The organism is Stakelama sediminis, assembly GCF_014199335.1.
GTDB lineage: Bacteria > Pseudomonadota > Alphaproteobacteria > Sphingomonadales > Sphingomonadaceae > Sphingomonas > Sphingomonas sediminis.
Genome location: NZ_JACIJI010000012.1, coordinates 12,844 through 31,663, shown reverse-complemented (window position 1 = coordinate 31,663; position 18,820 = coordinate 12,844). Strand labels below are relative to the sequence as shown.

21 protein-coding genes are annotated in these 18,820 nt (G+C 64.4%); 4 read left to right on the top strand and 17 right to left on the bottom strand.

Annotated elements, in window-relative coordinates:
- Positions 1–16 precede the first annotated feature (16 nt).
- Positions 17–475 (bottom strand): hypothetical protein, encoded by a 459-nt coding sequence (locus tag FHR23_RS16125; protein ID WP_184006047.1) that lies wholly within the window; start codon positions 473–475, stop codon positions 17–19.
- Positions 472–2,886 (bottom strand): Ti-type conjugative transfer relaxase TraA, encoded by a 2,415-nt coding sequence (traA, locus tag FHR23_RS16120; protein ID WP_184006045.1) that lies wholly within the window; start codon positions 2,884–2,886, stop codon positions 472–474. The genes FHR23_RS16125 and traA overlap by 4 nt, the downstream gene beginning before the upstream one ends.
- 153 nt (positions 2,887–3,039) lie before the next feature.
- On the opposite strand from traA, the gene FHR23_RS16115 reads away from it, so the two are divergent.
- Positions 3,040–3,345, top strand: coding sequence for a conjugal transfer protein TraD (locus tag FHR23_RS16115; RefSeq protein WP_184006043.1), 306 nt, complete (start codon positions 3,040–3,042; stop codon positions 3,343–3,345).
- A gap of 37 nt (positions 3,346–3,382) precedes the next feature.
- Entirely contained in the window at positions 3,383–3,640 is a 258-nt protein-coding gene (locus tag FHR23_RS16110; RefSeq protein WP_184006041.1) for a conjugal transfer protein TraD, read from the top strand.
- Positions 3,641–3,670: 30 nt separating this feature from the next.
- Here the strand turns inward: FHR23_RS16110 and FHR23_RS16105 are convergent, their stop codons facing one another.
- From FHR23_RS16105 to FHR23_RS16040, 15 genes are all read right to left on the bottom strand, one after another.
- Entirely contained in the window at positions 3,671–4,450 is a 780-nt protein-coding gene (locus FHR23_RS16105) for an alpha/beta fold hydrolase (protein ID WP_221227594.1), read from the bottom strand.
- A 143-nt stretch (positions 4,451–4,593) separates the two neighbouring features.
- Entirely contained in the window at positions 4,594–5,217 is a 624-nt protein-coding gene (locus tag FHR23_RS16100; RefSeq protein ID WP_184006039.1) for a lytic transglycosylase domain-containing protein, read from the bottom strand.
- Positions 5,214–5,687 carry a S26 family signal peptidase gene (locus FHR23_RS16095; RefSeq protein ID WP_246359964.1) on the bottom strand — a complete coding sequence of 158 codons (474 nt, stop codon included), beginning with the start codon at positions 5,685–5,687 and terminating at the stop codon, positions 5,214–5,216. The genes FHR23_RS16100 and FHR23_RS16095 overlap by 4 nt, the downstream gene beginning before the upstream one ends.
- Positions 5,688–5,713: 26 nt before the next feature.
- The gene (locus FHR23_RS16090) at positions 5,714–5,974 is read right to left on the bottom strand and encodes a helix-turn-helix transcriptional regulator (RefSeq protein WP_184006035.1); all 261 of its coding nucleotides are present in this window, start codon (positions 5,972–5,974) and stop codon (positions 5,714–5,716) included.
- Positions 5,975–6,118: 144 nt separating this feature from the next.
- Entirely contained in the window at positions 6,119–6,631 is a 513-nt protein-coding gene (locus FHR23_RS16085) for a DNA -binding domain-containing protein (RefSeq protein WP_184006033.1), read from the bottom strand.
- A gap of 64 nt (positions 6,632–6,695) precedes the next feature.
- Positions 6,696–6,953, bottom strand: coding sequence for a transcriptional regulator domain-containing protein (locus FHR23_RS16495; RefSeq protein ID WP_221227593.1), 258 nt, complete (start codon positions 6,951–6,953; stop codon positions 6,696–6,698).
- 183 nt (positions 6,954–7,136) lie between these two features.
- On the bottom strand, positions 7,137–7,463 hold the full coding sequence (locus tag FHR23_RS16080) for a DUF736 domain-containing protein (RefSeq protein WP_184006031.1): 327 nt from the start codon (positions 7,461–7,463) through the stop codon (positions 7,137–7,139).
- A gap of 650 nt (positions 7,464–8,113) precedes the next feature.
- The gene (locus FHR23_RS16075) at positions 8,114–8,506 is read right to left on the bottom strand and encodes a hypothetical protein (protein WP_184006029.1); all 393 of its coding nucleotides are present in this window, start codon (positions 8,504–8,506) and stop codon (positions 8,114–8,116) included.
- A gap of 126 nt (positions 8,507–8,632) precedes the next feature.
- Positions 8,633–8,797, bottom strand: coding sequence for a hypothetical protein (locus tag FHR23_RS16070; protein WP_184006027.1), 165 nt, complete (start codon positions 8,795–8,797; stop codon positions 8,633–8,635).
- Positions 8,798–9,519: 722 nt separating this feature from the next.
- Positions 9,520–13,548 carry a hypothetical protein gene (locus FHR23_RS16065; protein ID WP_184006025.1) on the bottom strand — a complete coding sequence of 1,343 codons (4,029 nt, stop codon included), beginning with the start codon at positions 13,546–13,548 and terminating at the stop codon, positions 9,520–9,522.
- 157 nt (positions 13,549–13,705) lie between these two features.
- Positions 13,706–14,284, bottom strand: coding sequence for a restriction endonuclease (locus tag FHR23_RS16060; RefSeq protein ID WP_246359966.1), 579 nt, complete (start codon positions 14,282–14,284; stop codon positions 13,706–13,708).
- 85 nt (positions 14,285–14,369) lie between these two features.
- A protein-coding gene (locus tag FHR23_RS16055; protein ID WP_246359963.1) for an IS3 family transposase occupies positions 14,370–15,523 on the bottom strand; the annotation gives its coding sequence in 2 pieces (ribosomal slippage) (positions 14,370–15,265 and positions 15,265–15,523; 1,155 coding nt in all).
- 396 nt (positions 15,524–15,919) lie between these two features.
- Entirely contained in the window at positions 15,920–16,846 is a 927-nt protein-coding gene (locus FHR23_RS16050; protein ID WP_184006021.1) for a DUF2493 domain-containing protein, read from the bottom strand.
- Positions 16,847–17,217: 371 nt separating this feature from the next.
- Entirely contained in the window at positions 17,218–17,580 is a 363-nt protein-coding gene (locus tag FHR23_RS16045; protein ID WP_184006019.1) for a thermonuclease family protein, read from the bottom strand.
- Between the two features lie 27 nt (positions 17,581–17,607).
- The gene (locus FHR23_RS16040) at positions 17,608–18,210 is read right to left on the bottom strand and encodes an SOS response-associated peptidase (protein WP_184006053.1); all 603 of its coding nucleotides are present in this window, start codon (positions 18,208–18,210) and stop codon (positions 17,608–17,610) included.
- Positions 18,211–18,298: 88 nt separating this feature from the next.
- Between FHR23_RS16040 and FHR23_RS16035 the strand changes: the two genes are divergently transcribed.
- Both FHR23_RS16035 and FHR23_RS16030 read left to right on the top strand, forming a co-directional pair.
- On the top strand, positions 18,299–18,487 hold the full coding sequence (locus FHR23_RS16035; protein ID WP_184006017.1) for a DUF6771 family protein: 189 nt from the start codon (positions 18,299–18,301) through the stop codon (positions 18,485–18,487).
- A 1-nt stretch (position 18,488) separates the two neighbouring features.
- A complete protein-coding gene (locus FHR23_RS16030) occupies positions 18,489–18,812 on the top strand; it encodes a hypothetical protein (RefSeq protein WP_184006015.1) in 324 nt (107 codons plus the stop codon).
- Positions 18,813–18,820: the final 8 nt, after the last annotated feature.

Below are 18,820 nucleotides of genomic sequence, written 5' to 3'. Positions count from 1 at the left end.
CTGTTTGAACTCTACACTATGCTTGATCATCTCGTCGGTCTCCTGGAACGAACTTTAAACTCTCAGGTGACCGGCGCAAAACCGGTACAAGTCCATAGAGCATATAGCCGAGGACAGCGCCCGCCAGCCATCCGAGCGGCGCATGGAGCATCGGCCAGGCGGTCTTCCGGTCGACGCCCTGGACGATGCTGGCCGCGATCACGCCGGGAAGCGCGCCGAGTGCAAACCAGAGATGATAGTTGTGCGCGGCAAGCCAAGCCCAGCGCTGGTCGAGCCACGGTTCCATGGCGTGACGATGTGCCCAATGTTCGCGGACAAGAACCACGAACGCGAAGCGGTCATCCGCTGGAATGAGCTTCGCCACCAATGGCCAGCAGGCCCATATCGCCACCAGCGCCGACAGGATCGCTATTTGCTGGACGACGGGTTCCGCACCACTCCCTCCACCGGTGCCGCTACTCGCGCTGGAGGTCACAGCTCGGCTCCATTGTCGCGGCTGCGACCGAGGCCGGTGACCGCGCTGGCCGCCCTGGCGAGCGCATCGCGCATGGATTCAGCGGTGGGCTTGGGCGCGGCGACGCGTGCCGCCACCATGGCGCGCAGTTCCCTCGCACGATCGCTCTGAGCCATATCGGTCGACGCCTGTTCCTTGACCGTGCCATTGGCGCGCACCGTCGCTGCCTGCGTGTCCTGTCCCGCCTGCCGAAAATCGAGCGCATTGTCCTTGGGACGCTCACGCCCAAGCGTCTGGCGCAGCGCCTTCTCATCGGCGAAGTCATCGCGGCCATAATGGATTGCGGTGCCCGAGCGATGCCGCGACAGAGCGACATAGGCGGAATGCGCATCCATCCCGGGCGTCGCAAGCACATGGGTTCGGTCAACCGTCATGCCCTGAGTCTTGTGCACCGTGGCCGCATAGCCATGATCGATATGGGCATAGCTCTTGAGATCCACGGCGATGCGGCGGCCATCGTCCAGCCGCACCGCCAGGGTGTCGGCGGCGGCTCTCTCGACCGTACCGAGCGTGCCGTTCTTCACGCCAAGGTCGCGCTCGTTCTTCAAAAACAGGATGCGGTCGTTGTCGGCAAAGTCGCGCAGACCCCGCTCGGTGCGGACAGCAAAGTCACGCCCCAATTCTCCCTGCTCGGCGAGCCGGGCGCGTGCGGCTTCATTCAACATGGCAACCTCCTTGTTCAAATGGGTGAGGATGATGCGCGATGCTGCCGGATCGGCGCGGCGTTCTGCATCCCAGCGATCGATGAGTGCGGTGCGTGCGGCATCGCGGCTCGGTTCGGCCTGCACCATGCGGGCCCGGTCATACGCACCCAGTGCTTCTCCCGTGCGGCCCAGCGCCAGATCACGCGTCGCATCTCGCATCCATTCCAGAGACTGCCGCCGCACTTCGCCGATCTCTGCGGCACCATGATGCTCGGCGAGCATACGGAAAGCGGCACCGGCCTCGATCGCCTGCAACTGCTGCGCGTCGCCGACCATGACGACCTTGGCGCCAGCGTCCGAAGCTTCCGCCAACACGCGCTGCAATTGGCGCGTGCCAATCATCGCGGCTTCGTCGATCACCAGCACATCGCGTGTCGTCAGCCGGTCGTAGCCGCGTGCCCAGCCATGTTCGAAGCTGGCGATGGTGCGTGACGCGATGCTCGATCCGCTCTCAAGATTTTCAGCGGCAATGCCGGAGAGAGCGGCGCCGCGCACGGTGTAGCCGGCGGACTCCCAAGCCTCCTTGGCGACGCCCAACGTTGCCGACTTGCCCGAACCTGCAAAGCCGACGACCATGCTGAGACCGGGGCGCTTCACCACATGCTCAAGCGCACGCTGCTGATCGACGCCGAGCATCATGCCGCGCCGTTCGGCGGACCGGATGGCTTGGGTAATGTCCGCCTTGCCGACCGGATGCGAAGACGCGACAAGCCTTGCTGCATCGCGGGCCAGCGCCTCTTCCGCACTCAACATCGACGTCGTCGTTAAGCGCTCCTGACCGCGTCCATCGCGGCCCAGCGCCAGCACGGAGTCATGGTGCCGCATGGCCGCCAGCACGGCGTCGAACTGCTCCTTTCCATCGGAATGGCGGTGCGCGAACATCGCGAGGTCGCGCTGCGTGAAGGTCGCCTGGTTACGCGTTAGCGTGTCGAGCCCGCGCGCCGGATCGGCAATTATGGCCGCGCCGTTGTTCCTTGCGATCGCCCGATGATCGTCGGCGCGTTCCGCCTCCTCGCCACGTGCATCGCGCCGCGCGCCGGCGGCGCCGATCTTATGCTGCGGTTCCAGCTCGATGCCTTGCGCGTCATAGCTGCGGTGGTCGACGCGCGCTTCGATGCCGAGCGCCGACAGGCGCTCGTTGACATGATTGGCCCAGCTCTCGCGCCAATGCTGCAGCAGCGCCGTTTCGTTCCACTCGCGCACTTTCGCGCCGAACCCTTCGGGACCGACTTCGCGCATGGCGAGCATGACATGAGCATGGGGCTTGGCGTCACCGTCTGCGCCGATATCCCAGTGCACATTGAGATCGGCGACCATGCCCCTGTCGACGAACTCGCTGGCGACAAACTCACGGGCGAGCACCACGCCCTGTTCCTTCGTCAATTCGCGGGGAATGGCGAACTCCACTTCGCGGGCGAGTTGCGCGTCCTTGCGCTTCTCGGTTGCCTCGACCTCGTTCCACAGCGCTTCGCGGTCCTTGAGCCGCTCGGGCGCGCCTTCGGGCAGCATCACTTCGGAATGGACGACGCCGACCTTGTTGGTGAAGTCATGGTGACGGCCCAGGCGCTCATCCTCGAGCCGGGAGGCGGAGCGATAGGCGGCGGCCGCGACGGCGCTGCGGCCCGAACCGCGCCCGATGACCTTTGCCGAGAAGTGATAGATCGCCATGATGGGGCCAAGTTTACGCCAGACCCCGCGACGTCGGTACGACGTATAAGCGCGCTCTCCTACGCTGGAGCGCTACGGAGAGATTTTCGGCGTTGAACCCGGGCTTAGCGGCCCCAGCTAGACCGCATCGACAGCACCAAAGGAGATGTGACGATGCGAAAGGTCAAGGATTTCGATGCGGAATTGAACGCGCTCAATGAACGGGCGAAGCTCTTGAAGCAGCGCAAGATCCAGCAGTTCGGCGAACTGATCGAGGCGACGGGGGCCGACGCGCTCGACCCCGATCTCCTTGCTGGCGCGCTGATCGCGGCGGTGGCGGAAACGGACAAGGGCATCATGACGAAATGGAGTGCGCGCGGCGCACAGTTCTTTCGGGAAACGAGTCGGCGATCCTCGCGCCGCGCTGCTGGCACTGGCGCGGGCGACAAGGCGCCTGAGACAGGCCCGCAATCGGCATGATGCGGCAAGGGCACGGGCCGATACCAGGGAATGGGTCGTGGCACGACGCGAACGTACCCGCCATTTGATCGAGCTGGGCGGGCTCGTGCAGAAAGCCGGGCTCGTCGATCTCGCCGACGATGATCGCGCGATGCTGTATGGCGCATTCCTCGATCTTGCACTGCGGATGCAGGGAGACGGCGCCGAGCAGGTCAAGCTTCTGTTCCGACGCAAAGGCGCCCGCGCCTTTGCAACTGAGGCCGAAGAGGCTGCGGCATCCCGTCCGGGCGAGCGACAACGGGCACCCAAGGCGTGATGCCGGAACCGTCTATCGGACGGAGACGCATCATCGCGCCAATGTCGAGGATGCTGGCGAGGCGGTCAGCGAATAGAAGAACGCCAATGCCACGGCGCCCACTTGCTCAGGTTGATCATAGGGTAGACCGTGACCAGCGTCCGCGATCATCGCAAATTGCAGTAACGGATTGCGCGCGTGGAGTTCGCTGGCCGTCTCGGCGGACACGACCCCGCGCTCGCCAATCACAAGCAACGTTGGTGCCGAGATGTGCTCAACCAGCTCGCGATAATCGGGATTAGGCGGCGTCAGCACCTCGAATGCCGCCATGCTCGTATCGATCCTTGCGTCGACCAGATATTCCAGCATCTCCCAAGCACGGCGGCGGTTTTTGCGACGCGCATCGGCAAGGAGATCGGTCCGCGTCGAGGCAAGCGATCGCCGATGCTCGGCGGCGACATCGCTCTCGAAAACTTCGCGCTGCCATTCGGGGCTGATGAAAGTCGGGTCAATCAGGACCAGCCCAGCAATCGCCGACCCCATCTCGCTGGCGACAACCGCGGCGGTCATGCCTCCCATCGAATGGCCGAGCACGATCGGGGCATTCAGTTGAAGCGCTTCGATGAGACCGATGACGTCGTCTGCGTGGTCGCAATAGCGATATCCTTCATCGGGCTTGCCGGATTTCCCGTGCCCCCGTGCATCGGGTAGAATGATGTCGAAGTGCGCTTCCAAAGTACCGGCCAGTGGCGACAGGCAGGCGCTGCTACCCATCAGCCCATGCAAGGCGATGAGCGGCGGCTTGGCACCACCGGCGCGCAGATAGTGCATGTCGATTCCATTGGTCCGGCAGATGTGGCTGGTCCATTTGGTGCGACGCGATTCATTTCCATTCATGGCATGCAAATTGCCTTTCCCGCGCGGGAGCGTCGATAGGGAAGCGACGGGTGGCATGGCATCACGGCAAGTTTGATTCAGTGCGTCGGCAATGGGAACAGCCGATTGGAATTGTCAGGCACGTCGTCATCCCAACGTTCGCCATTGGATGGCGGTGTCTCGATCGGACTGGATCGTTGCAGGAACAGGCTTGCCTCCTGCCAGCGGGGCGGTCGAGCCATCGCGATTTGTACGCTCGCGCTTCCCCTGATGCGCGCCGTGTACGCGATCGTTTCGGCCGGAAGCGAGGCGGTGCCCGCGATGTATCGCTCGTACCGGCCTGGCCCCGCATTATAGGCGGGGATCGCGCCCGACATGCCGTAGCGCGAGATGAGTTCTGCCAGATACATGGCCCCGCCGATCATGTTGCGGCGCGCGTCGAATGGTTCGCTTCCCAGATTGTAGTGCGCCGACACGGTGCGCCAGGTGCCGGGCATGATCTGCATGCAGCCCATCGCGCCTTTGGGAGATAGTGCGCGCGGGTTGTCACCGGACTCGGCGCGCATGACGCGCAGGATCAAATCAATCGGCACGCCCGACCGCATGGCGGCTTCGGGCGCATGCCGAGCGCAACCCCCTGGTTGGGCAGATGGCGCAGCGCCGACGGGCGAAGTCACGCCCAGCGCAAACGATGCGGCGATGAGCGATGCGGTCGCCTTCATGGCCGGGTCCACAGCGGCACGGCGCGGCCGACAACCTGGCGGCTCTCAATCAGCCCGAAATAGCGGCTGTCGAAGGAGTCCTTATGCGCAGGCGCAACCAGGAATAGATCATTGGCGCCGAGGCGGCGGCAGCCCGCCCAGACGGGTAGAGAGCGCCCGAGCCGGTCATGCGGCAGGGCGGTGGCAACGGCGCGGTTATCGATGGTGACGCTGAGCCCCCTGCGGCAGACCGTGGCGCCATTTGTCGCCGCGATCGGCTTCACCAGCAGAACGCCCGCTTCGACATAACGCCGCGCATCCATGTAGCGCGCGAGCGGAGGCGACGGTCGCACCGCGACCAACTCGCCGACCGCCGGCGCACTATCGCGCTCGATGCGGTAGAGTCCGATCGGAACGCTGGCGGATGCGTTCCAGATCAGTCGTGGCGCCGGGTGGTGGACGACCGGGATGAGGAGCGCGGCAAGCGCCATGCTGCCACATGTCAAAACCCGGACCATCATTGGCCGTCCCGGTCGGCATCGCGGCGCACGGCAGGCGGGACGGAGCCGTTGTTCGGATCGGAGGTCGATGCACAAGCGCCGCGGTCGCACCAGGCGCGCAGATCCTCGAGCGTGTAGACGACGCGCCCACCGATCTTGCGATAAGCGGGGCCGGTTCCATAGGTCCGGTGTTTCTCGAGTGTGCGGCTGGAAAGGCCGACATAGTGGGCGGCCTCCTTGGTGCGCAGATAGCGCGTGTCCTTGATGATGTCGGCCATGGTCGGCTCCTCTGCATGTTCGGGCAATGCGGGCGCTCCGGGGAGCGTCTCGCGAGCCCGGCCATCATCGGCGTCGAATGGCGAGCATGGGTGGCCGGAAAGCGGGGATGCGCATTTCGACCACGGAGGATTGAGCGGGTTTGGCTAAGGTCCGGGATGTGATCCAAGCAGCCGCCGATACCCGCCCGCGACCATGTCCTCCGCCGCTTCGGCAAGGCGGCGCAGGTCGGAGCGCTCGGAACTCATCCGCCAGTCCTCCGGCATCGGATCGAGCAGTTCACCGGCAATGTCGCGCAGCGACGCGCCGGATGCGCGCATGTCGTGGACACAGAGCATCGTCGCCAGTCGGTGTGCATGGGTGTGTGGTGCATCGCTCGGCGTCGCGGCCTTCCCGATCACCCGACGGAATGAAGCGGCTGCGCGGGTGCGATCGGCAAAGCTGCGATCGGGATGGAGGTAGATTCCGAATGGCCGGCCGGCCGTGGGCTGCAGGCGATCGGGAATCCAGACCGGGGTTTCGGGGCCGCCATGGCGGCGCAGGAGAAGCGCGATCCCTCCCGGGGCCGCGATGCGGATGATCCGGTCCGCCCATGATCTTGGCCGGAATGCGAGGTCGCCAAGGCTCCTTGCCCAGGGGACGGGGCGGACGATCGTCACCGTCGAAATGTCGAGAGACGGGATCCAGGCGAGCGGCGGCGATTTCGTCGCCGACGTATCTGGATCAACGGCGAAAGGTGAGTCCCCAGGGGGACCACCTCCTTGCCAGAGGGTGGCGTGGCAGGTCGATAATAGGCCGTGCGGAACGGCAGACTGCGGTTTCCGCGACCAGCGAGGCGCGGCGAGCGGCCGCACCCGCGTTCGCCCAGATCGAGCGGAAATCGGGATTGCGGCGAAGCCACTCCCAGGCAAAGCCGCGCGCGGTCAATTCAGACAGTCCCCGATAATAGTCGGGCAGACGCAATCGATCATATCCTGGCATCGCGAAACTCCTCGACGCCCCCCGTGTAGTCGAGCCTAAGTTGCGGGATGCGCGCATGGCAACACGTTTGGCGCTTATTCGGAGATAAGGCCGCGCTTATACTAACTTACTAAATTTTAACGCCAAAATGGATCAAACAAAGCCCCGCCCGGTTCGTTCCAGGCGGGGTTTGTCCAGATCGGATCAATCGCCGTTGCGACGGCTGGGGCGCGACCAGATGAGGTTGAAAGTCTCGCCATCCTCATCGTCGAACAGGTTGGCGTAGATCGGAGCGGTGAAGCTCGGATCGTCGAGCTTGAGGCCCAGATAATCGCGACCCTCGTTCGACTGCTTGGTCCAGGCTGCACCGATTTCCGCCCGGCCTACCATCACCCTGTGCGAGGGCGCGTTGTCGTTGACGCGATTGCTGTCGGGAACGATGCGGACGCCCTTGGCCTGGACGCTGAGGGTAACGATGTCGCCGACATATTCGTTGTTGGCGGTCTTCTTGAAGGAACCGATGGTAGCCATTGTCTGTCTCCAGTCTTGATCTTCGAACCCGTGCCCATCACGGCCTCGATGGCTTGGAAGGTGACCGGGGCTGCCGCGGCTGCAGTCGTCAGACCCGAAAGCGCAGCTGGAGGACGGCGGCGGAGCGTTTTTTTGATCCCGCGAGGAATGCTGGCGCAGCCTGCAAGGGAAAAAAGCGATCCAGAGCCGTTGCGGCCCCGAGCGGCAGAGGCGAAGCCGGTTCCGGTCATCAAGCCATTTGAGAGAGGCCGTTTGGGTCCGGAGCGAGATCCGCCATCTGGAGACTTGGCGCCGCCATTGGTCCCCGTCGAGATGCCCATCAACCGGATCGCGGTGTCGGATAGCGCTGCCTGCCTACAGGCCGGTTGCAACACTCCCGATGAAACTGTCAGCGACGTCGCTACGGAGGGGAATGAGGTCGAGCGGGCGATCCCGTGCGTCGTAACCGTGTCGAAAAAGGACGCGGTTCGGCGGAAGATTGCACTGCGGTTCGAGGTCCGCGCATCTTCGCTCCACCCCTCGATATGACAAGATGGCGGACGCGAAAAGCTGATCACGCGTTGACTGGAGACGCGGGGCATCGTGAGGACAGCCCCGCCCGGAGCGAACCGGGCGGGGCTATTTCTGAACATCAACGGAGGGCTTGAATTTCAGGTGGGCCTGACGAGCCGGTGAGCGGCAATGACGCCGCAGCCAATCGCGGCGATTAGGCCGATAGCGATGCTGGCGAAGCCGGCGAGCGCGGTGAACGCGTTGGCGACGGAATAGCCTGCGATAGCCGCCGGAATGGCAAAGAGGGCGACAAGCGGCGCCCGTGACATCGATTTCGGATAGGCCAGTGCGGCAAAACGGCCGAGGGCAATCACGACCATGAAGACGAGAGCGCCAATCGCGATTGCCGGGAACGGCGGGAAACCCATTGATGCGGCGCCAAAACCTGCAGCAGTGCCCATGGCAAGAGGCAGCGCGTAGCTGGCCCAGGTGTACAGGCAATAGGCGAGGACGCCGATGCCGATCAGGCTGAGAGGAATGAGGACGAACATGCGTCAGTTCCTTTGCTCAAAGAGTTCGACGCGCATCCACCAGCCACCATTACGCAGCCCGAGCATACCTTATCGGGTGCGGCAGTGGAACCGCCGCAGTGCTGAGCCGTCGCCCGGATGCGACGATCACATTGCGAAGACATCATATTCTCGCACGACTTTGTCGGCGTCGCCGTCGTAGTCGTCGCTCGGCAGAGCGTAATAGCCTTGGTCTGTTTCAAAGAGGATGATCACGACCTTGAGTGTGCAGGCGAGGTTCCAGGCGTAGCGCTGTGCGGCTTCGAGGGACATGTCCAGCTCCTGTCGTATGGAGCGAGGCCACTCCCCGCTCGACAGGCGCCGACGCATCCGGGCGCACGGCCGCGATCACCGCGCCCGTGAGGCGCAGCCGAGCAGCGGCCGCATGCGCAGCATAGCGGACCCCTTGAGGGTTGATCGTCACAAGGCCGGGGGGCCGGAAAGGACTAGCGCCTCCAAGGGCGGGGAGTGTGCTCGCATTCCGACGGGTTCGGTTTTGATCGGAGGCTGGATTTACTGCCTACGCAATCCAGAACGGCACGCATGGATTGTGGATAGACCAAGTCAGCTACGCGCAACCTTGCCGCCGTTTTGAGCGACAATCGCCAATCCCGAAACGGGTCGGTCATGACGATCTGGCATGACCATAGTTGGGACGTTGCTGCCGGTCGCTGCCACAACTGTGAATGTCTGGTTTTGCCGAAGCCGGTCTTTCGTGCAGCCGTGTAAGCCTTCTCCTTTATGTCTAAGCCCGCGTACTATCAGGATGGCTGCCGTTTCAAACATCCAACCGGTGCTTCAGCTTCGCGACCCGTTCGGAGACGCTCAGCGTTCGATCCATTGATCCGGAAAGCGGACGGGGGCTATCGCTGGTATCCGGTCAACGACACGCTCAACCGGTAGCGCGTTGGGGACCGGGTATCCTCCATCGGGCATCCGCAGTCGGGCACGGAGCCCAGATGTCCGGCGATCTGCCCCGCAGCCGATCAGCCAGATCAAGGCGGCGTCTCGGTACCCGGAACGATCCCCGCAATCTCTTCCAATGTCGAGCGAACCTGGGGTATGAAGCGCGTCGCGACCGCAGGCGCCAGCGCGAGCAGCAGCCGCGCGGTTGAGGCCATCGTCCGTTCCGGTGCGGCCAGCAGCGCTTCGACCGGTGGTGCCGTTACCGCAGGCAGCGACAGGTGAAACCGCGCGTTACGGACCAGATGGTCGGTCCCCGCATAGGTCCATGCGATCAGCGGCTGGGCAACCCCGTCGCGCAGTCTCGACCTGTTGACGTGGAACAGCAGCCAGACGGCTGCCCAGCAGAACTCGGCCGGGCGGCCCGACAGATCTTCGCGTACCAGCCAGATCGAATTGGCGGCGCCTTCCCGATAGGTGGTCAAGGTATTCACCGCGCCGCCCATGCGACGCAGCAACGGATGGAGCGCCGAGACTTCCGGCGCCGCAAGGCCCTGTTCGACGATGGAGGCGATTGCGTCGAACGCGCGCGCCATCGCCGCGCCGGTCGCGAGGCTCAGCATATAATCCTCGGCGGCGCGGTGAACGTCGGCTGGCGCATCCGCATCGATCATCGCGAGCGGGATCGTGCCGCGCTTGGGGTTCTTGAGCTGCTCGACGGTTTCGCGCGCCTGGCCCGAGGCGACCATCCCCGCCATCGCGGCATGCCGCCGCACGCGCGCCACGAAATCGGTCGGGTCATGCGTCGCGATCGCCTTATGGTCCTCGGCGATCGCTGCGGAAATCTCCGAGGTAAGGACGGGGCCGGCGACCAGATACTTGCGGAATTCACGATAGAAGCCAGTCGGCTCGGTAAGCGCCTCGTCGGCGTCGGCGAGGAGATAGAAAGAGATGTCGAGCGCGATCACCGGATGCGAGCGGATCGCTTCCAGCGGTTCGGAATTGCTCGCGGCACCAGGCTGATAGACCACCTCTTCCTCGCCGCTGGCCTGCGTCCCGGTGATCTTGCGGTACAGCCAGAGCAGGCCGTGGCGCACCACCCGATGGCAATGCGCTTCGGCGAGCGTGCCGTCCTCGTCGATCGTCGGAAGCGCCACGAGCGCGTCGCGCATCCTGAGGATGGCGATGTCGGGTCGGCCGGCCTCGTAGGCCGCCTGGGCCGTGTCGGCGAGCAGCCCGATCGCCATCGCGCGCACCGACGGGATCTTGGCCACTGTCTCGGCCGCCGCCTGGGCGCGTTCGAACCAGCCCTGCGCCACCGGCCAATCGCCGAGGCTCGCCGCGCTGATCCCTGCTTCGCGCGCGATATAGGCGCGCTCGATCGTGTCCTGCCCGCCTGCTTCGGCCGCCGCGGTCAACAGCGGCAGCGCAACAGCATGATCGCGCTGCCGCCAATGGATCGTGGCGCGCGCGCGGCCGAACGCGACATCGAACCCGATCCGCGCTTCCGCATCGGTCAGGGCGGCGAGCGCGCGCTCGGCGTCGCCCCCATTTTGGTCGATGCAAATGGACTGGGCGATCGCACAGCGCGAGGCGAGCACCGGATTGTCCCAGCGCATCGCCAGTTCGGCGCAGGCGCCATAGTCGTGCTGGGCGGCTTCCCAATCGAAACCCTCGGTTCGCGATTCCATGAGCCAGCCATGCTTGACCAGGACGGAGATGTCGCCGCGGCCGGGCCGGAACGACGAGAAGAGACGTTTCCGCGTCTCCGCGTCCTCCCGATCGAGTCGCTCCATGATCGCGCGGAACCGGGCGACGGTCCGGATGCTGCGCATCTGGCCGGCGAACAGCACGCCGCTGACATGTGGATTGCCGCCCGTTTTTGACGTGAAGTTGCGGCCGGTCGCGGCAAGCCGCGGATCGGACTGGCAGAGCCGGTCGAAGCGGAGCAGGATTTCCAGCCAGTCCCCGAATAGCTCGCCGGTGCGGGGATGGAGCAGCAGCTTCGACAGCGCGAGGCCTTCGAATAGCACGTCGCCCTTCACATGGACGCGCTCCTGTTCGAGCACATCCCAGCAGGCGCGCGCCTGCTCAGACGTGCCATAGGGGAGCAGCACGAGCAGCTGGGCAAGCCGCATCATCGCCGAGGCGGCCGGGTCAGGCGAGAAGATCGGTATGTCCGCGGGCAGGAACATAAGCTCGGTCAGGAACGGCGCGAGCATGTCGATCATCTCGACATGACAGGTGACCACGCTCTGCGCGAAGGCGACCACGAGCTCGGCCTCTTCGCTGTTGAGCGCATGGTGCATGGCCGCCGGCGCGTCGGCGGCCGCCAGATCCTCAGCCCCCAGTATCGCGTTGGCCACGCAGCGATGGACGGCACGGCGTTCATCGGCGGAGAACACATCGGCGGCCGCATCCTCGAGCAGGGGCGAGACGCGAAGCCGGTTGCGCCGGAAAGGCTCGATCCAGGGACCGACCAGCTGGTCGAGCACCAGCCCGCCGCGCGACACCGCGGGCTCGAGCGCCGCGATCCGGACGGCGAGGTCGCGCTTGAAGCCGCCCCGGATCAGGCTGGCGCGCAACAGCAATGTCTGCGCATCGGCCGGAAGCGCGCCGACCAGGCGCTGCCGCACGGCGCGCCGCTCCGCGCCGAGCTCGGACTGAAGCTGGCCGCCCAGCATCGCGGCGAGCGAAGCGCGCGACCAGTCGCTGCTTTTCAGATGGAGCAGCACCGCCATCGTCAATTGCGGGTGCCCGTTCGCAGCGGCGCGATAGACGGGGCCCGCATATTTGGCGTCGCCACCCATCGCGGCCACGAGGCCGGCAACTTCCTCCTCGTCGAGATAGGGCATGTCGACGGGCGGCGTCGCGCCGGGCGCCAGCTGGTGCAGCGTCGTGTTGGCGGGCGCGCGATAGGTGGTGACGATCGCGGTCCTGTCGCGCCGCCTGAGGCTGGCGAGCACGCGCATGAGCGCGTCGCGAACTGCGGGGTCGTCCATCTCGTTCAGATCGTCGAGGATGACATGCGTCGCGGGCGAGGCGGCCAGCTCGCCTTGCAGATGCGCGAGCCGCGCCGCGGTTTCCGCAGGCGACAGATGACGGAAATCGGCGATCGACCAGGACAGGCCGCTCCGCGTCGCGACGAGCCGTGCCGCGAGCGATTTGCCCAGCCCGGTCGCACCGCTCACGATGGCGATGCCGCAGGCACTCCGGCCCGCGTCGATCGCCGCCACCAGCGCCTCGCGCGGCGCATGGATCTCGGGCAGCGGCAGATCGCCCGCCGGCGCGAGGAACCCGCCGCGCGATATGGTGCTGCTGGCGCCCGGGCCCTGGAAGGCGTCCGCAAGCTGCTCGATCGGAACCGCGACCAGGGCGGCTTCGTCGATCAGCTTCAGCAGATCCGCGCGGCGCAGCGTGCGCGCCTCGTCCGAGACTGCGGTCAGCAGGATGCGCTCGAGCACCGAGGAGGTGAGGGTCCGGGCCGCATGGCTCGACAGCCGCCGGGCGGTCGCGACATATTCGATGAGCCCGGCCTCCAGGTCTGCGCGAATGTCGGCAAGGCCTGGCGCGCCGCAGTCCCAGTGAATGCGCTGCAGGAAATCGTGGCGGAACGCCTCGTCGGACAGCGAGGCGAGATGGGTCCCTGTCGCTTCCTTGAGGTCGAGCGATGCGACCAGCGCGCGGAGCGGGGCGAGGTCGGCGCCGGCCGCGGCGCTACGCCAATAATGCAGCGCCGGCCTTCCATCGACGCGGTGTGCGCTCTCGCGCTCGAGGCCGATCTGCGAGGTCGTCAGATAGTGGAGCGAAACCTTGCGATCGGGATTTCGCGCGACCAGGTCGATATAGGCGTCGATCGCGGCCCGGACCCCGGCCGACTGGAGGGTGATGCTGCCGCTGCCGGCGGTGTCCTTTACCTGGGTGCCGACCAGCGCCTGCTGCGTCGCGACGGCATAATCTTCCGCGACTTCGAGATGGAGGATCGCGCCGTCGCCGAGCGCCAGCCAGGCGAGGCCCGAGGCGTAGAGCTGATAGGCATAGCCGCGCAGCGCCGCCACGGCCTGGCGCGCGGCGTCTCCCTGCGGCGCGTCGAGGCGTGGCCCTGATCCGAAAACCTGCATGACGACGCATCTAGCATGAACGATCGGAAAAGGAGTCCCCCGCGCCATATTGGGCCGGGGATGGCAAGCACCGTGCGGCTCAGTGTAAGGTTCCCTACGCTGCACAAGGCGCGCGATGATCTACAAGGCGACCGGCAATCCAACCGTTATCTCGTCGTCACGAGCCTTTGCCGCCTTCCCCATAGATTGTGTTACGCTCGACGATATTGCCCGACTTATCTCTAACAACAACTTCCAGCATTTCCTGAATGCTCAGGTTCGCCACTTCAGTGACCCCGATGTGCACAACCGTTCCTATGGTCGCTACCCATTGCTCGTGCGTGCTGTCGCGCTGCAATTCCACATGTTCAATTTTACCGGCTTTAGCGACCAGTGCGGCACCCTTCTGAAGTGGCAGTGGACTGACGGTAATGCCGCCCGCCGCACCTGCATCGATTACGCGATAGGCTACGGCAGCTAGCGCTTCCTGGCTCAAGCGGTTTTTGTAACGGCGGCATTCAATCAAGACGATTGAAGAGTCGCCGATTCGAACGCCTTTGGCGTCTATTTCCCATTCTGTCCTGGACTGCTTTCCGACGACCTTCTGCTTGCCTTCTACATCGGCCAATCCAAATCTTTTTCCGAGCTGCTGAAGAACGTATCGAGCGACCTCCTCGTAGGTCTCCCACTGCTTCTTCCGTTTGCCGAGGCCCTTTGGCCGCCTCTTACTTTTACTAGTGATTGGTCGACTCCTCAACAATCGGGGGTGTGGTCAGGCGATTGTATGAGCGATACCAGCTTAATCCACATGGCTACTGACCTGCCCCCCGGTGGTCCCTCGGTCATAACGAGAGTCTTGCGGTTGAATATTCCGGCACGCTCGCCTGCACAAGCGCGTCGGGCGTGATGCTATCGTCCTGCACAAACGTCCGACGCGCTTGTGCAGGCGTTCGATTTCCCAACGACGAGTGGGGCCGAACATGGTTGTAGGCGTAGCGCCATCTGGCCAGTTTCCGACGGGCGTCAGCCAGGCTGTCGAACCATTCCTCATTGAGCAGCTCATCGCGCAATGAGCCGTTGAAGCTTTCTATGAAGCCGTTCTGCTGAGGCTTTCCGGGATCGATGTAATGCCACTCGACCTTGTTCTTGCTGGCCCACTGCAGGATCGCCCGGCTCGTAAATTCAGTGCCGTTGTCACTGACAATGCAAGCCGGTTTCCCGTGCAGACGAACCAGAGCATCCAGTTCGCGCGCCACTCGAGCTCCCGAGATGCTGGTGTCTGCGACCAAGCACAGGTTCTCCCGGCAGCAATCATCGTTGATCGCCAAAATCCTGAACTTGCGCGACGCGCCAAACGTATCGGCGACGAAGTCCAGCGACCAGCGGTCACCAGGGCGAAGTGCACCGGGCACTGGCGTCCGACTGCCCCGGGCACGCTTGCGACCGCGTCGTCGGCGCACAGACAAGCCTTCTTCCCGATAGAGCCGGTAGAGCTTCTTGTGGTTCATGCTCATACCCTTGCGTTCCAGCATGACGCCGATCCGGCGATAGCCGAACCGACGGCGCTGCCCTGCGATCTCCCGCATGGCTTCGCGGATCGCTCCGTGGTCCGGCGGGCGTCCGCGCCTGACCGTCTTGGGATCGACGCCAATCAGCCCACAGGCCCGGCGCTGCGAGACCTGGTAGTCCCGCATCACACCGAGCGCCACGTCGCGCCGCTGGCTCGGCGTCGTCAGCCTTTTCCCAGCAGGTCCTTCAGGATCGCGTTGTCCAGCATGCTATCGGCCAAGAGCCGCTTCAGCTTGCCGTTCTCGTCCTCCAACTGCCGCAACCGATGGACATCGGAAACCTCCATGCCACCGTACTTCGCCTTCAACTTGTAAAAAGTCGCGGTGCTCAGCCCGTGCTTGCGGCAAACCTCCACTGTCGGAAGGCCAGCCTCCTGCTCCTTGAGCATCCCGATAATCTGCGCCTCGGTGAAACGGCTTTTCCTCATGCGTCTGCTCCTTCCTCATGGGCAGACTCTACATCAGAATGAGGGACCCTTCGGGGGGCAGGTCACTACTCCACCACCGCACTGCTCCATGTCAGCTGGACCAATTAGCTCGTCGCAAGCGGGCTTATCAGAATCAGGCGACGTGAATGACCGGTAACCTTCGACACCTAGATTGCGGGGCCCGCGAACGTCGGGTATGTCAGCGTCTGCGGCCCAGATGCTCGCGCACATTCCAACGACAGGTTTCGGCATGAACGGACGTTCATCTCGGCCGCCGGGAACGACCGGCTTTGGTCGGGTGCCGTCATTGCCGCGCAGCATGAAGCAGTAACAGCTATTCACTCTCGCCACCCAGCATCTGGCATTCGGGACACGGCGATATTGCGGGCGTTCACCTCATTCAAACCGCCAAACCGAAATGCCCATCTTGCGCGCCTTGTCGGCGAGATTGGCGCTGATTCCGGTGCCCGGGAATTGCAGAAGTCCTGCGGGAAGCTGGGCGAGCAAGACATCGTTGCGCTTGAATGGAGCGGCCTTGGCGTGACGTGCCCAATCAGGCCGAAACACCACCGTCGTCACTTTGCGGGTTCGCGCCCAGCATTCGGCGATGTGTTCAACGCCGCTCGGCGTACCGCCGTGTAGCAGGACCATGTCCTGATGCTTTGCGAGGACACGGTCCAGTGCCGACCAGACGCGCTGATGGTCGAGATAGTCGCCGCCGCCGGTGATTGCGATCAATGTGCCCTTGGGCAGCAAGACTTCGGTTTCGGCGCGTTTGCGAGCTGCCAAAAAGTCACGGCTGTCAATCATCGCTGCGGTCATGGTGCGCCGGTTGGCGACCGACCCGGTGCGGGCTATCCAGGGTTTACGGAAATGCGCCCGGAATTGTGCGGCGAAGACATCGCGAAACGCTTCCATCGCGTCCCGCCGTTCGATCATGCTGCGACCGATTGCGATCGCGGTCTCGAGTTCGACCGAGCGGACCTCGGATCCGTCCTGCTCGCACTGTAGTCGGCGTTGGGCTTGCTCGTTATCGTCGAGTTCGCGTTCGAGCCGGTCGGCGGCGCGCTGGAAGACGTTGGTGAAACCCCACAGCAGGTCTTCGGCATCAGGCTCCAGTCGTGTGTCCAACAGTGCCGCGATCATCGCGTCGTAAGTATCGGCTGCGGCGCCTTCGACCAGTCGCGCTTCGGGAAGCGGTCGTGGGTCGGCGTCGTCATCGAAGGGGCGGCGCCCGAAGAGTTCGAGTTCCTCGAGCAGGTGCGCGATGCCCGAGGCTTCGTGCTCGGGCTCGTCGTCGGTGATGTGATTTTCGCTCGTCATTGCCTGTCGCTCCATGTTGGCCGCGCCCGTCGCGGCCTTCGTGGCGACGACTTGACGGGAGCCGGAACGGGGCTGCACGGCCGAGCGCAACGCGCGTCCCGGCGGCTCTCCGCCGGGCGGACGCCGGAGCGTTAGCGGAGGACGGCGAAGCGGCGGCTATTTTGTCTCGCGCTGCAAAGCGGACCCAAGGGATCCGCGGCGGAAAATAGCCGCTGGCGCAGCCGTTGCCGGCCCGGTGCGGCTCCCGTCCCGTCGCCCTCTCGAAGGCCGGGGCGCGGCATTTGCATGGTCGGGCTGGTGTTGACCGGGACAGGAACTAGGCGTCCGGCCGGAAGCGCGTCAGCGAGGCACAGTTCGGTTTGAGGCAGTCTCTAGCGCCATCGGCGGGCAAGACCCTGGCTAACGAGATAGGCTCCCGCGTCGCGGCCATTGACGGTGACGCGTGCCAGCGTGCGGCCATAGCGATCGGTTCCAGTGCGCCGGACCATGACGCTGCCCTGGGCGAGGAACGCGATCAGCGCGTCGCGGGCGGCGTAGCCGGCCCGGTAGTCGCACCACGCATAAGAACGCCGCGGGTGGCATTTCGGGCTGTCGGGCAATTCGGGTGCATCGATGTTCTCGATCCGGATCCGCTCGCGCCCACAGCGAATGCTGTCGCCATCATGGACCTGAAGATCGGAGCAGGCGGATGGCTGACCGGCAGCGAGGGCGGCAGCGGCAAGGGCTATCAGCATCAGGTCAGACCTCCGGCGACGTGATCATCAGCGACGTGCCGCCCAAGGATCGCTGGTCCGGTCGACGACAAGCGGGCCGTTCCAGACCTGGCATAGGGCAAAGGCTTCCTCCGGCGTGCCATCGGTCCATTGCACCCAGTGGGTTTCGTGCAGGATCGTCGGCATCCGGTCATGAACGTCGGCCATTTCTTCGCAGCCATCGACCATCACCATCGAATAGGCGTCTCCCCATTCGGCCGTGGGCCGCCACACGCCCGCGACCGCGAAGGTCTCCATATCGGGCAGACTGTACCATGTGCGCGTCATGCTGCCTTTTGCGCCTTCTGCCTCGGTCCAGGCGCTGACCGGGATGAGGCAGCGGCGCTTGGCGAAGCTGTCGCGCCAGAATGCCGTGTTCAGCTTGTCTTCGCGGGCGTTGTTGACCGGTTTGGGCTTGAGTTTCTGTCCCTGTTTTCCAGTGAGCGAGAGCGGGAAGCCCCAGGTCATCGACCGGGCTTTGCCCTCGGCAATGACGAGGCCGGAGTAACCGGGATAGACGTCCGCGGCATAGTTGGCGCCAGGATCGACACTGGTCCTGAACAAGCGGGAAACAGCTTCGGCAGGCGTGGTCATCCGGTAAAGATTGCACATCGCCCAAGCATGGTCGCGATGATGCACAAGTCAATCGCTTCGCCGAATGCGACTTGCCTCGTTGTTCCTTATATGTTCTCATTGAGACATGACCCGATTCGATGAAGCTTCCCTTGCCGATGCCCTGCTCACCGCCCCTGGCTGGGCGCGGGTCGGACTGACGGCGCCTACTTCGACGATGCGCGAAGATGCGGCCTGTGAACTCGCGCGCGTGATTATCGACCGGATCGAGCATCCAGCGGTGCGGGAAGCGCCCCAGGAGCAATTGCCGCTGTGACATGCGCTGGTCGAAGCGCGGAGCGATGGTCCCCACAACGCTGCTCGATGCGGCTTCGCTCCACTATTCCATCAAGCCGATTTGCGCCTGCGGCAATTCGGCTCGTTTCGAATCCCACGGGTTGTGGTGGCATTTCGAGCGGCGTGGCTGGGACGACAGGCTGATCGAAGCACGGCTGCGCTTCTGGTGCCGTATCTGCCGGTCGAAAGATCGTCAGAAAGTCCGTCCGCGCGCGCTTGAAGTAGTGCCCTGGCAGGCAGGCGACATCGAACTGCCGTGGCCGGACGAGCGGGTGTGGAAGCGCGCAATGGCGCGGGTTCGTTGACCAATGTC

Bases quoted from the DNA above. Each gene is read 5' to 3' on its own strand.
- FHR23_RS16070 (WP_184006027.1), bottom strand. From the start codon at position 8,797: ATGTCCCTCGAAGCCGCACAGCGCTACGCCTGGAACCTCGCCTGCACA.
- FHR23_RS16090 (WP_184006035.1), bottom strand. From the start codon at position 5,974: ATGGCCGACATCATCAAGGACACGCGCTATCTGCGCACCAAGGAGGCC.
- FHR23_RS16030 (WP_184006015.1), top strand. From the start codon at position 18,489: ATGCGCTGGTCGAAGCGCGGAGCGATGGTCCCCACAACGCTGCTCGAT.
- FHR23_RS16115 (WP_184006043.1), top strand. From the start codon at position 3,040: ATGCGAAAGGTCAAGGATTTCGATGCGGAATTGAACGCGCTCAATGAA.
- FHR23_RS16095 (WP_246359964.1), bottom strand. From the start codon at position 5,687: ATGGCGCTTGCCGCGCTCCTCATCCCGGTCGTCCACCACCCGGCGCCA.
- traA (WP_184006045.1), bottom strand. From the start codon at position 2,886: ATGGCGATCTATCACTTCTCGGCAAAGGTCATCGGGCGCGGTTCGGGC.
- FHR23_RS16495 (WP_221227593.1), bottom strand. From the start codon at position 6,953: ATGCCAGGATATGATCGATTGCGTCTGCCCGACTATTATCGGGGACTG.
- FHR23_RS16105 (WP_221227594.1), bottom strand. From the start codon at position 4,450: ATGCACTATCTGCGCGCCGGTGGTGCCAAGCCGCCGCTCATCGCCTTG.
- FHR23_RS16035 (WP_184006017.1), top strand. From the start codon at position 18,299: ATGACCCGATTCGATGAAGCTTCCCTTGCCGATGCCCTGCTCACCGCC.
- FHR23_RS16065 (WP_184006025.1), bottom strand. From the start codon at position 13,548: ATGCAGGTTTTCGGATCAGGGCCACGCCTCGACGCGCCGCAGGGAGAC.
- FHR23_RS16075 (WP_184006029.1), bottom strand. From the start codon at position 8,506: ATGTTCGTCCTCATTCCTCTCAGCCTGATCGGCATCGGCGTCCTCGCC.
- FHR23_RS16040 (WP_184006053.1), bottom strand. From the start codon at position 18,210: ATGTGCAATCTTTACCGGATGACCACGCCTGCCGAAGCTGTTTCCCGC.
- FHR23_RS16100 (WP_184006039.1), bottom strand. From the start codon at position 5,217: ATGAAGGCGACCGCATCGCTCATCGCCGCATCGTTTGCGCTGGGCGTG.
- FHR23_RS16050 (WP_184006021.1), bottom strand. From the start codon at position 16,846: ATGACGAGCGAAAATCACATCACCGACGACGAGCCCGAGCACGAAGCC.
- FHR23_RS16045 (WP_184006019.1), bottom strand. From the start codon at position 17,580: ATGCTGATAGCCCTTGCCGCTGCCGCCCTCGCTGCCGGTCAGCCATCC.
- FHR23_RS16080 (WP_184006031.1), bottom strand. From the start codon at position 7,463: ATGGCTACCATCGGTTCCTTCAAGAAGACCGCCAACAACGAATATGTC.